General features: G+C 65.1%; 9 protein-coding genes. 7 read left to right on the top strand and 2 right to left on the bottom strand.

Annotated elements, in window-relative coordinates; all coding sequences use genetic code 11:
- Positions 1-10: 10 nt before the first annotated feature.
- The 4 genes from rfbA to ACIPRS_RS04115 all read left to right on the top strand — a co-directional run bounded on the left by rfbA (position 11) and on the right by ACIPRS_RS04115 (position 4,441).
- Positions 11-898, top strand: coding sequence for a glucose-1-phosphate thymidylyltransferase RfbA (rfbA, locus tag ACIPRS_RS04130; RefSeq protein ID WP_446537599.1), 888 nt, complete (start codon positions 11-13; stop codon positions 896-898).
- Entirely contained in the window at positions 895-1,452 is a 558-nt protein-coding gene (gene rfbC / locus ACIPRS_RS04125; RefSeq protein WP_446537598.1) for a dTDP-4-dehydrorhamnose 3,5-epimerase, read from the top strand. The genes rfbA and rfbC overlap by 4 nt, the downstream gene beginning before the upstream one ends.
- Positions 1,449-2,336 (top strand): dTDP-4-dehydrorhamnose reductase, encoded by an 888-nt coding sequence (gene rfbD, locus ACIPRS_RS04120; protein WP_446537597.1) that lies wholly within the window; start codon positions 1,449-1,451, stop codon positions 2,334-2,336. Before rfbC ends, rfbD begins: the two co-directional genes overlap by 4 nt.
- Before the next feature lie 101 nt (positions 2,337-2,437).
- On the top strand, positions 2,438-4,441 hold the full coding sequence (locus ACIPRS_RS04115) for an alpha/beta hydrolase family protein (RefSeq protein WP_446538003.1): 2,004 nt from the start codon (positions 2,438-2,440) through the stop codon (positions 4,439-4,441).
- A 49-nt stretch (positions 4,442-4,490) separates the two neighbouring features.
- Here the strand turns inward: ACIPRS_RS04115 and ACIPRS_RS04110 are convergent, their stop codons facing one another.
- Positions 4,491-6,299 (bottom strand): peptide MFS transporter, encoded by a 1,809-nt coding sequence (locus ACIPRS_RS04110; RefSeq protein ID WP_446537596.1) that lies wholly within the window; start codon positions 6,297-6,299, stop codon positions 4,491-4,493.
- A 116-nt stretch (positions 6,300-6,415) separates the two neighbouring features.
- On the opposite strand from ACIPRS_RS04110, the gene ACIPRS_RS04105 reads away from it, so the two are divergent.
- The 3 genes from ACIPRS_RS04105 to ACIPRS_RS04095 all read left to right on the top strand — a co-directional run bounded on the left by ACIPRS_RS04105 (position 6,416) and on the right by ACIPRS_RS04095 (position 11,889).
- A complete protein-coding gene (locus tag ACIPRS_RS04105) occupies positions 6,416-8,404 on the top strand; it encodes an OPT family oligopeptide transporter (protein WP_446537595.1) in 1,989 nt (662 codons plus the stop codon).
- Positions 8,405-8,497: 93 nt separating this feature from the next.
- Positions 8,498-10,564, top strand: a complete 2,067-nt coding sequence (locus tag ACIPRS_RS04100) for a prolyl oligopeptidase family serine peptidase (RefSeq protein ID WP_446537594.1) — start codon at positions 8,498-8,500, stop codon at positions 10,562-10,564.
- Between the two features lie 62 nt (positions 10,565-10,626).
- Positions 10,627-11,889, top strand: coding sequence for a DUF819 family protein (locus ACIPRS_RS04095; RefSeq protein ID WP_446537593.1), 1,263 nt, complete (start codon positions 10,627-10,629; stop codon positions 11,887-11,889).
- 142 nt (positions 11,890-12,031) lie between these two features.
- Here ACIPRS_RS04095 and ACIPRS_RS04090 read toward each other — a convergent pair whose 3' ends face one another.
- Positions 12,032-12,256, bottom strand: coding sequence for a YbdD/YjiX family protein (locus ACIPRS_RS04090; protein ID WP_062351234.1), 225 nt, complete (start codon positions 12,254-12,256; stop codon positions 12,032-12,034).
- Positions 12,257-12,258 lie beyond the last annotated feature (2 nt).

The raw sequence follows: 12,258 nt of genomic DNA, 5'->3' as shown, positions 1-12,258 counted from the left end.
AGTGCTGAACATGACGACGCGCAAAGGCATCATCCTGGCGGGGGGCTCCGGCACCCGCCTTTATCCTCTGACCCAGGCCATCAGCAAGCAGCTGCTCCCGGTCTACGACAAGCCCATGATCTATTACCCGCTCAGCGTGCTGATGCTGGCGGGCATCCGCGATGTTCTGGTGATCAACACGCCGCACGAGCAGGCACTGTTCAAGGCGCTGCTCGGCAATGGATCCCAGTGGGGCATGAACATCGAATACGCGGTCCAGCCAAGCCCGGATGGCCTGGCACAGGCTTACCTCATCGGTCGCGACTTCGTCGACGGAAAGCCGAGCTGCCTGGTTCTGGGTGACAACATTTTCTACGGGCACGGGTTTACTGAGCAACTGCGCCGCGCGGATGCCCGCGAAAGCGGCGCTACCGTGTTCGGGTACTGGGTCAACGACCCCGAACGCTATGGTGTCGCGGAGTTCGACAACGACGGACGCGTGATCGGCATCGAAGAAAAACCATCTGTGCCGCGCTCCAACTATGCCGTCACCGGTCTTTACTTCTACGATGGGCAGGCGAGCGACTACGCAGCGTCGCTGAAACCATCATCCCGTGGTGAGTTGGAGATCACGGACCTCAATCGCTGTTATCTCGATGCCGGCAACCTGCACCTGGAACAGCTTGGCCGTGGACATGCCTGGCTCGATACGGGCACGCACCAGTCGCTTCTCGAGGCGTCGAACTTCATCGAAACCATCGAGGCGCGCCAGGGGTTGCGCGTGTGCTGCCCTGAAGAGATTGCCTATGGCAATGGCTGGATAGATGCGGCTCAGCTGGAGAAGTTGGCGGCGCCACTGGCCAAGAATGGATACGGGCAATATCTGCTCTCGCTTGCATCACGTGGAGTGGTCAGGTGAAGGTCGTTGAAACCAGCCTTCCCGGTTGCGTCGTGGTCGAGCCAGCGGTGTTTGGCGACGACCGCGGCTTCTTCTTCGAGACATGGAACGCGGATCGCTACGGCCAGCAGGGACTGCCGACGAAGTTCGTGCAGAGCAATGTGTCCTCCTCCTCGCGTGGAGTGCTGCGTGGACTGCACTACCAATGGCCGAATCCCCAAGGGAAACTGGTCAGTGTGCTGGAGGGCGAAGTCTACGATGTCGCTGTCGACATCCGTCGCGGGTCGCCCACTTTCGGCCAATGGGCTGCGGTGGTCCTGAGCGCTGAGAACAAGCGCCAGTTCTGGATCCCGGAGGGCTTCGCGCACGGCTTCGCGGTGCTATCCGAACGGGCGATATTCAGCTATCTGTGCACGGCCCAGTACGACAAGGCGGCAGATGCTGGCGTACGGTGGAACGACCCTGCCATCGGCATCGACTGGCCGGTGTCTGCGCCGTTGCTGTCCGCCAAGGATGAAGCCGCACCTTTGCTGGCGGACATCGCGCCGGAGCGGCTGCCGGTATACGTGCCGTGACGTTCCTGTTGCTGGGCGCCAATGGGCAGGTTGGCAATGAGTTGCGGCGAAGCCTGGCGGCGATGGGCGAGGTCGTGCCTACGACGCGGTCCGGTCAGCTGCCCGATGGTGGCCGCTGTGAGATTGCCGACTTCGACCGGCCGGACACCCTGGTTGAGCTGGTCGAGCGCATCCAGCCCACGGTTGTCATCAATGCAGCCGCCTACACGGCGGTGGACAAGGCGGAAGACGACATCGAGGCCGCGTTTCGCGCGAACGCGGAGGCGCCGGGTGTGCTGGCACGGGCATGTGCGGACCGCGGCATTCCTTTCGTGCACTACTCGACGGACTATGTCTTCGACGGGCAGGGCACACGTCCCTACCGCGAAGATGACGCGACCTCGCCGCTCGGCGTATACGGCGCCAGCAAACTGGCCGGTGAAGAGGCGGTACGCGAGGCCGGTGGCCGGCACGTGATCCTGCGAACCGCGTGGGTCTATGGCCAGTACGGCCACAATTTCCTGAGAACCATGCTGAGAGTGGGGACCGACCGGGACGAACTGCGCGTGGTGGCCGATCAGAGCGGCACGCCTACCCCCGCGAGTCTGATTGCGGACGTGACGGTCGAATTGTTGCGCCAGCAGACCGAGGTTTCCGGCACCTTCCATCTGACGCCGCGCGGCGAGACGAGTTGGCACGGTTTCGCGGAAGCCATCTTCGATGAAGCGGTTGCGCGGGGGTTGCTGACGCGCGCGCCCCGCGTTCTGGCCATCACGACGGCGGATTACCCCACGCGGGCAAAGCGCCCCTCCTATTCGCGGCTTGACGTGGGAAAGCTCGAGCAGCAACTGGGGCGTCCGCTGCCGGACTGGCGGACTGGCTTGCAACAGGTGCTCGGCGGCTGACGGCCGGCACACGGCCACGCTCCGCCACCCGTGTTCCGCGACCGTTGAACCCGACTCGTGGGTGTGGAACGATGGCCTCCTGCATCGCCTGGGGAGGCAGTATGACGAAGTGGATCCATCTGGCCGTCAAGGCCATCTTGTTGTGCGCGTGCTTTGCCGCTGTGTCTGCGGAGGCGGCGAACGACGTAGACGTGGGCGCGTTCGTCCGCAAGGACAAGTTCGACGACATCAAGCTCTCGCCGGGCGGTGAGTACTATGCCGCCACCGTCAGGCTCGAGGACAGGACCGCACTCGCGATCATGTTGAGGAGCGGCAACAAGCTGACCGCGCACTTCGTGCTGGGGAAGAACACGCACGTGTCCGGCTTCTGGTGGGTAAACCCGGAGCGCGTGCTGATTTCCATCTCCGAGAAGTACGGCGCGCTGGACGAGCCTCAGCCGACCGGTGAGCTGTACGGGATCAATGCCGACGGCACCAAGCTGGAGATGCTCGTCGGCTACCGGGTGCAAAGTCGTGGCGCAGGGACTCGCATCCAGCCGAAGAAGGTCGAGGATGTCGCGGCGTTTCTGGTCGATACCCTTCCGGGTGACGACAAGAACGTCGTCATTTCCGTATGGCCCTTCAGCGAAGATCCTTACACACGTGCGGAGCGCATGGACGTGTACTCCGGTCGACGGACACAGGTGGCGCGTGCGCCGATCCGGAGAGCCAGCTTCGTGACCGACAACGCCGGTATCGTGCGGTTCGCCAGTGGCGCCGGTTCCGACAATATCCGAAAGCTCTACTACCGGTCGGGTGAAGGCGCCGAATGGTCCCTGATCAACGACGAGTCCGCGACTGGCGTCGGCGAGTATGCGATTGGATTTTCCGCAGATGACCGAATCGCCTATCTGCTGAGCGAGCAGCGCAAGGGTCCCGACATCATCGTTGCCTACGACGTGGATTCGGGTCAGCGCAAGACCGTGCTGCAGGATGCCACGGTCGATCCGTATGCCATCCTCTACAGCGATGGTGTCGTGGGTCTGGACGCCGACGCAACCGGTGGCCGCGTACCGGTGGGCGCGCTGTATATGGATGGGCGTCCCCGCACGGCTTTCTTCGACAAGGCAGCCAAGGAGGCGATCCTGCAGCGGGAACTGGAGCAGGCCTTCGCCGGACACACCGTCGGCATCACCTCCATCACGGCCGATGGCGGCACTGCGCTGGTCGAGATGTCCAGTGACCGCAACCCGGGCGATTTTTACCTGTTCCGCATCAATGAAAGGAAGGCGGATTATCTGCTCAGCCGTCGGGACTGGTTCGATCCCGAGGCGATGGCCGAGTCCAAGCCGGTGCAGTTGGTCGCGCGTGATGGCTCGCCACTGCATGGCTACCTGACCTTGCCCAGGGGCGTGGAGCCACGCAACCTCCCCTTGGTCGTGCTTCCGCACGGCGGACCTTTCGGCGTGCGCGATATGTGGCACTTCGATGACGAAGCGCAGATGCTTGCCGGTGCTGGGTACGCCGTCCTCCAGCCGAACTTCCGGGGATCCGGTGGCTACGGCCGCACGTTCCGGGAAGCGGGTGCCCGTCAGTGGGGCCTGGCCATGCAGGACGATGTCACCGATGCGACCAAGTGGGCCATCCAGCAGGGCATCGCCGATCCTCGCCGCATCTGCATTTATGGTGCGAGCTATGGCGCATATGCGGCTGTCACGGGTGCAGCCAAGGAACCCGGGCTCTATCGCTGTGCCGCCGGATACGTGGGTGTCTACGACCTTCCGATGATGCATACGCGTGGCGACGTGCAGCGACGGGGCTCGGGTGATACCTATCTGAATCAGTGGATCGGGCCGCGCAATGAACTGGCTGCGGTTTCGCCGATCAACATGGCCGACAGGATCAAGGTGCCGGTGTTCCTTGCCGCCGGTGGCGAGGACGAACGCGCCCCGGTTCAGCACACTGAAATCATGGAGCGTCGCCTGAAGGCCGCAGGCGTGCCGGTCGAGTCGCTGTACTACAAGACGGAAGGGCATGGCTTCTACATGGAAGCCAACCAACGCGAGTACTACACGAAGTTGCTTGACTTCTTCCACCGCCACCTCGGTGGTGCGAAGGCCAAGTAGGCAGCCTGTTCGATCCAGCCACAACGGCGCCTGCGGGCGCCGTTGTCGTTCATGCCTTGCGCGTCATCCGTTTCAATGCGGGTGCCGCCACCAGTGCCAGGGCCGCGCACCCCAGGCCGATCCACATCATCAGCCAGAACAGGTCCGCGTACCCTGCGGCTGCCTGCGCGATGTCCCACGTCTGGCCTTCCGGGATATCCACGGCCGCCAGCTTGCCGAACTGCGCCGCCAGGGTTTCGGAGAAGGCGGTGGCGAGCAGCCACATGCCCATCATCAGCCCCACCACGCGCGGCACGGACAACTCGGTGACGGCCGCGAGGCTGACGGGCGCCAGGCACATCTCGCCGATTTCCAGCAGCAGGTAGGCGAGCACCAGCCACCACACGCTGGCCATCGCGCCGGTGTCGCCCACCTGTTGCGCGGCGATGGCGAGCGGTACGAATGAAAGTCCGCCGAACAGCAGGCCCAGCGCACCCTTCAACGGCTTTGACGGATCGCGGCCGCGCCGCCCCAACGCCGCCCACAGCCACGCGAAGATCGGTGCCAGCACCACCAGGAACAGCGCGCCGAGATAGGTCAGCGATCCCGCTGTCTGTGGGAGCACGACGGAATCGCGAAGTACCAGCAGCACCATCACGCCGGCAGTTCCGAGGAAAACGGCGCGCGGAAATCCCGTCATCGGGTTGCGCTCTGAGGCGCGAACGGCGACGACGAAGGCAAGGGGCATCGCCAGCAGCCCCCACGTGGACCAGGGTGCGGTGGAAAGGAACATGCGGGTGTTCGCCGCCAGGCTGTCCGACCACACCACCACGCCTTGGGCCTGCACCAGTGACGGGAACAGATCCTTGGTCAGCAGGCGGTCGGTGAACATCACCCACGAGCCGTAGGTCTGCTCGTAGAGCGTGAAGAACACCAGGCACATAAAGATCATCGCCATCAGCGCGATCATCTGCCGTCGCTGCGGCGGCGTGCATTGCGTGGTGACGAACCAGGCGAACCAGGCGAGCACCAGCATCAGCACCACGAGCATCAACACCAGCGCCAGCGAGAGTTCGCCACCCAGCGCGAAAGCGCCGTTCGCCGCCGCCCACATCAGCCAGGCCAACGGCAATATACCGAGCGACGCAGCCAGGTAGATCGCCCACTCGCGCCTCAGGCCCAGCACCGATGTGCGCAGTGCCGTCGGCGACGGCGGTTCCGCATGGCCTTGTAGATAGCGCTGGCCCCACAGGAACATCGCCAGGCCCAGCAGCATGCCGATGCCGGCGGCGCCGAAACCGTACTTCCATCCCAGCGTCTCGCCCAGGTAACCGCAGACCAGCGAGGCCAGCAGCGCGCCCAGATTGATGCCGGCATAGAAGAGGCTGAAGCCTCCATCGCGGCGCGGATCGCCCACCGGATAAAGGCGGCCGACGATGCCGGTGATGTTCGGCTTGAGGAAGCCCACGCCCATCACGATCAACGCCAGCGACAGATACATCGTGCGCAGTGCGCCTTCGTCGCGCGTCACCACGCCGCCATCCGAGACCGCCGCCGCACCCTCCAATGCCATGCCGGCGTGGCCGGCGACCAGCAGCAGTCCGCCGAACACCACGGCCTTGCGCATGCCCAGCCAGCGGTCCGCAAGCAGTCCCCCGATCACGGGGATGCAGTAGACCAGGCCGCCATACGCACCGATCAGGTCATAGCCGGCGCCGTCGGCGAACAGGTGGTACTTGGTCAGGTAGAGCAGCAGCAACGCTTTCATGCCGTAGAAGGAGAAGCGCTCCCACATTTCGGTGAAGAAGCAGACGTAGACGCCCTTGGGATGGCCGAGGAAGTCGTCGCGGCCGGCAATCGCGGGGGCAGGGTGGCTCAAGGACCGCTCCAGCATCGGGAAACCGGCCGAGTATAGGCGGCACGCCGGAGCATGCAGCTGGACTTGCCGGGCAGCGGACGCTAGCGTGTCCGCTTTCCGCCATTCGGGAACGCATCATGAGCTCGCCGGGGACCCCGCAACTTACTTTCCGTGCCGTCGTGCTGGCCATCGTGCTGGCCGTCGTGCTGTCGGCAGCCAATGCCTATTTGGGCCTGTTCGCCGGCCTGACCGTGGCCACCGCCATCCCGGCGGCCGTCGTCTCGATGGGCGTGCTGCGCCTGCTGGGAGGCGGCACGATCCTGGAAAACAACATCGTGCAGACCGGTGCCTCGGCCGGCTCATCGATCGCGGCGGGCGTCATCTTCACCATCCCGGCGCTGATCATCCTGGGCTACTGGCAGGACTTCCAGTATTCCTGGGTGCTGGCCATCGCCGGCCTGGGCGGCCTGCTGGGCGTGCTGTTCTCGGTGCCGCTGCGCCGCTCGATGATCGTCGAAGAGCCGCTGCCCTTCCCCGAGGGCAAGGCCGCGGCGGAAGTGCTGAAGGCGGGCGAGAATCCCGGCCCGGGCCTGAAGATCCTGGCGTTCTCCGCCGCCATCGGTGCCGTGCTGAAAGTCGCCGCGCACAGCGGCATGCGCCTGATTCCCGACACGGCGGCGGGTGCCGGCTTCTTCGGCAAGTACCTCGGCTACCTGGGTACCAACCTCTCGCCGGCGCTGCTGGGCGTGGGCTACATCGTGGGCCTGAACATCGGCATCGTGGTGCTGTCGGGCAGCATCCTGTCCTGGCATATCGCCATTCCGCTGTACCACATGTTCTTCATGGGTACCGATCCGGCGCTGGCGCAGAGCATCGCGGGCGCGGGTGCCGAAGACGTGGCCGGCGCCATCTGGTCGGCCAAGATCCGCTACCTGGGTGTCGGCGCCATGCTGATCGGCGGCGTGTGGACGCTGTTCTCCCTGCGCAAGTCCCTGCTGTCGGGCGTGAAGAGCGGCATCGCTGCCGCGCGCGCCGGATCGGGCGGTGCCGAAGTCGCGGAGACCGAGCGCGACCTGCCGATGAAGTGGATGCTGGTGGCCCTGGTGGTGTTCGTGCTGCCCTTGTTGCTGCTGTACCAGGCCATCGTCGGCATGTGGCACGTCAGCATCCCGATGGCGATCATCATGATCGTGGCGGGTTTCCTGTTCGTGTCCGTCTCGGCCTACCTGGCCGGCCTGGTGGGTTCGTCGAACAACCCGGTGTCGGGCATCACCATCGCCACCATCCTGTTCGCCTCGGTCGTGCTGCTGCTGTTGCTGGGCGAAAGCGGGCGCATGGCGGTCGGCGCGGGTGGCGCGCCGCTGGGCGCGGTCGCCGCGATCATGATCGGCGCGGTGGTGTGCTGCGCTGCGGCGGTGGGCGGCGACAACCTGCAGGATCTCAAGGCCGGCTACATCGTCGGTGCGACGCCGTGGAAGCAGCAGCTGATGCTGGGCATCGGCGCGTTCTCGTGCGCGCTGATCATGGCGCCGGTGCTGAACATCCTGTCCGAGGCCTACGGCATCGGCGCGCCGACGGCCGAACATCCGAACCCGCTGTCCGCCCCCCAGGCCACGCTGATGGCCTCGGTCGCCAAGGGCCTGTTCGGCGGCGAACTGCCGTGGGGCATCATCGCCATTGGCGCCGTCATCGGCGCGGTCATCATCGCCATCGACGAGATGCTGAAGGCCCGGAAAAGCAGCTTCCGCGTGCCGGTGCTTGCGGCCGCCATCGGCATCTACCTGCCGCTGGAACTGATGGTGCCGATCTTCCTCGGCGGCCTGCTGGCGTATCTGGTCGAGAAGCGCCATGGCATGGTGGGTACGAAGGACGAAGAAGCGCGCGATCGCATCCATCGCCCCGGCACCTTGTTTGCCGCCGGCCTGATCACCGGTGAGGCGCTGATGGGCATTGCGGTCGGCATCGCCATCTACGCCACCAAGGATCGCGATGTGCTGGTGCTGCCGGAAGCGTTCCAGCAGGGCGAGATCGTCGGCCTGGTGATCCTGGCCATCGTCGGCTGGCTGCTGTACCGCACCGGCGCCAAGTCGAAGGCGCTGGGCGACGTGGAGCCCGGTCCCCGCTGACCGGACACATGGCGCAAAGGCGTGACCTCACGCCTTTGCGCCGCGGCGCGCTTAGCGCCTACCATCGGGGTTTCCCTGTTGCCGGAGCCCCGGATGAAGCTGAAATCCGCCCTGTTGCCCCTCTGCCTGCTGGCGGCGCTGCCGTCGCTGGCCGCCGCCCGCGGCCTGGACGTGCGCGACCTGCAGAAGCTGGACCGCGTGTCCTCGCCCGTGCTGTCGCCGGACGGCGGCACCGTCGTATTTGCCAAACGCACCGTTGATGCCGAGGTGGTCAAGGCCAGCAGCAGCCTGTGGGTCCGCAACCTGCTGACCCGCGACATGGCGCCGCCCAAGCGGCTGACACCGGAAGGCTGGAGCGTCAACTCGCCGTCGTTCTCCCCGGATGGGAGGACTGTCTACTTCCTGAGCGCGAAGTCCGGCACACAGCAGTTGTACGCGATGCCGGCCGGCGGCGGCACGCCGAAGCAGCTGACGGCCTTCGCTCTCGACGTAGCCGGTTACAAACTCTCGCCCGATGGGACGCGCGTGCTCTTCAGCACCGATACCTTTGCCGAGTGCAAGGCCGATTTCGCCTGTACGAAGAAGAAGCTCGACGACACCGCCGCCAAGAAGAGCACCGGCGTGGTCTACGACGGCCTGTTCGTCCGCCACTGGGACACCTGGGCGGACGGCCGTCGCAGCCGCCTGTTCGTGGCCGCATTGCCGGAAGGCAAGGCCAAGCCGGCCGGCACCGCCACCTCGCTCACGGACACGATCGATGGCGATGCGCCGTCCAAGCCGTTTGGCGGCGCCGACGAGTACACCTGGTCACCCGACGGCAGCGCCGTCGTCGCTGCGATCCGCGTCGCAGGCAAGGGCGAAGCCTGGTCCACCAACTTCGATCTGTACCAGTTCGCCGCCGATGGCAGCACGGCACCGGTCAACCTGACTGCCGCGAATCCGGCGTGGGACACCGGTCCGGTGTTCAGCGCCGACGGCAAGACCCTCTACTACCGCGCGATGAAGCGGCCCGGCTTCGAAGCCGACCGCTTTGGGCTGATGGCGATGGATCTCGCCACGAAGCAGGTGCGCGAGATCGCGCCGACGTGGGACCGTTCCGCCGATGGCATCGTGCTGTCGAAGGATGGCGCGACGATCTACACCACCGCGCAGGACGTGGGCCAGCATCCGTTGTTTTCCGTCGATGTGGCGAGCGGTTCGGTGAAGTCGATCGTCGGCGAAGGCAGCATCTCCGCCTTCGACATCGCGGGCGACACCCTGGCGCTCACCCGCAACACGCTGAAGAGCGGCGACCAGCTGTTCACCACGACGCTCTCGGGCGCACCGCTGCGCGCGATCACGCCGAGCGCGCAGGAAGCCTTGGGCGACGTCAGCTTCGGCGACTTCGAACAGTTCAACTTCAAGGGCTGGAACAACGAGACCGTGCACGGCTACGTGGTCAAGCCGCACGATTACGTCGAAGGGAAGAAGTACCCGGTGGCGTTCCTGATCCATGGCGGCCCACAGGGCAGCTTCGGCAACGGCTGGAGCTATCGCTGGAATCCGCAGACCTATGCCGGCCAGGGCTACGCCGTGGTGATGATCGATTTTCACGGTTCGACCGGCTACGGCCAGGCCTTCACCGACGCGATCAGCCAGCATTGGGGTGATCGGCCGCTGGAAGACCTGCAGAAGGGCTGGGCGGCGGCGCAGAAGCAGTACGCCTTCCTTGATGGCAAGAATGCGTGCGCGCTCGGGGCCAGTTATGGCGGCTACATGATCAACTGGATCGCCGGCAACTGGAACGAGCCGTGGAAGTGCCTGGTCAACCACGACGGCGTGTTCGACATCCGTTCGATGGGCTACGTGACAGAGGAATTGTGGTTCACCGAGTGGGAGAACGGCGGCACGCCGTATGACGTGCCGAAGAACGTGGAGAAGTTCAATCCGGTCAACCACGTGGCCAAGTGGCGCGTGCCGATGCTGGTGGTGCAGGGCGAGAAGGACTACCGCGTGCCGGTGGACCAGGGCCTGTCCACGTTCACCGCGCTGCAGCGCAAGGGCATCGACTCCAAGCTGCTGTACTTCCCGGACGAGAACCACTGGGTGCTCAAGCCGCAGAACAGCATCCTGTGGCACGACACCGTCAACGCCTGGCTGAAGCAGCACATCGGCCGCTGAGCGCCTTGCGAAAGGGCCGGTCACGCCGGCCCTTTTTCTTTACCTGAAGGAGAACGACGCCGATGGCGATCGCAGCCACCGAACCCTCCACCGCGCTGATCCAGAACGACATCGTCCTGTTCGGCCTCATCGCCGCCACGCTGGGCATCATCTTCTGGACGTCCTCGCGGGACACCGGCGTCTTCAAGAAGTTCTATACCTACGTCCCGGCGCTGCTGCTGTGCTATTTCATTCCCGGCATCTACAACAGCATCGGGCTGATCGACGGCAACGCAAGCAAGCTCTACAACCCCGTGGCCAGCCGTGTACTGCTGCCCGCCGCTCTGGTGCTGCTGACGCTGACCATCGACCTGAAGGGCGTGCTGAAGCTCGGTCCGAAACTGCTGGCGATGTATGCCGGCGCGTCGATCAGCGTGATGCTGGGCGCGTGGGTCGCGTTCTGGCTGATGGGTGTGATCCACCCCGAAACCGTCGCCGGCGATACCTGGGGCGGCATGGCGGCACTGGCGGGCAGCTGGATCGGCGGCGGTGCCAACATGCTGGCGATGAAGGAGGTCTTCGCCGTGGACGAGACCACGTTCGGCCAGTTCGTCGTGGTGGATGTCAGCGTGGGTTACGTGTGGATGGCGGTGCTGATCTTCCTGGCCAACCGCGCGCAAGCGATCGATGCACGCACCGGCGCGGACACGCGCGCGATCGAAGACCTCAAGCAGCGGCTGGCCCACTACCAGAAGCAGCACGAGCGGGTGACCACGCTGCCGGACCTGATGGTCATCCTGGGTATCGCCTTCGGCACCGTGGGCCTGTCGCATGCCATCGCCGGGCCGGCCTCGTCGTGGTTCGCGCAGAACGTGTCGTGGGCGAAGCAGGTCAGCCTGCACGAGCCTTTCGTATGGGTCGTGGTGCTGTCGACGTTCGTCGGCCTCGGCCTGAGCCTGACCCGTGCGCGCACGCTGGATGGCGCGGGCGCATCGAAGATCGGCGCGCTGTTCCTGTACATCCTTATCGCGTGCATCGGCATGCAGATGGACATCGGCTCGCTGGCCGACAAGCCCTGGCTGCTGGCGTTGGGCCTGATCTGGATCCTGGTCCACATCGTTCTGTTGCTGCTGCTGGCCAAGCTGCTGCGCGTGCCGTTCTTCTATTTCGCGATGGGGTCGCAGAGCAACATCGGTGGGCCAGCCTCGGCGCCCGTGGTGGCCACGGTGTTCCATCCGTCACTGGCGCCGGTGGGTGCACTGCTGGGTGCGCTGGGTTATGCGACCGGTACCGTGGCGGCTTACGTCGTCGGCGTGGTGTTGCGCGGTATGGCGGGGCAGGGCTGACCACGGAAACCCTGTAGGAGCGACGTAAGTCGCGACGCTGATCTTTCCGGTCGCGACTTACGTCGCCTCTACAGGAAGGCCAGAATGGAAAAGGGCGAAGCCATCGGCTTCGCCCTTTTTGTTTCTTTCAGGTCACGCTGCCTCAGCAGCAGCGGAACCCGCTCTTTCCTCCGAACCTGGCCTCCTGCCGTTCGCGGAAGAAGGTCTTGTAGTCCATCGGTTCGCGGTCGGGGTGCTTCTCAAGGATGTGCCGGACATAGTTGTCGTAGTCGGGCACGCCGCAGCACAGCCGTGCCGTCTGCACCAGCCTCCGCCACACACGCTTGTGCGTGGCGAAGTGCGAGAGCGGGACGAGTTCCGTGCCCATGG

The sequence above is a fragment of the Pseudoxanthomonas sp. LARHCG66 genome, from assembly GCF_052871755.1.
This window is presented reverse-complemented; position numbering and strand designations above follow the sequence as displayed.

Excerpts from the sequence above, each read along its gene's own strand:
- rfbA (WP_446537599.1), top strand. The coding sequence starts at position 11 with ATGACGACGCGCAAAGGCATCATCCTGGCGGGGGGCTCCGGCACCCGC.
- ACIPRS_RS04115 (WP_446538003.1), top strand. The coding sequence starts at position 2,438 with ATGACGAAGTGGATCCATCTGGCCGTCAAGGCCATCTTGTTGTGCGCG.
- ACIPRS_RS04105 (WP_446537595.1), top strand. The coding sequence starts at position 6,416 with ATGAGCTCGCCGGGGACCCCGCAACTTACTTTCCGTGCCGTCGTGCTG.
- ACIPRS_RS04100 (WP_446537594.1), top strand. The coding sequence starts at position 8,498 with ATGAAGCTGAAATCCGCCCTGTTGCCCCTCTGCCTGCTGGCGGCGCTG.
- ACIPRS_RS04095 (WP_446537593.1), top strand. The coding sequence starts at position 10,627 with ATGGCGATCGCAGCCACCGAACCCTCCACCGCGCTGATCCAGAACGAC.
- ACIPRS_RS04090 (WP_062351234.1), bottom strand. The coding sequence starts at position 12,256 with ATGGGCACGGAACTCGTCCCGCTCTCGCACTTCGCCACGCACAAGCGT.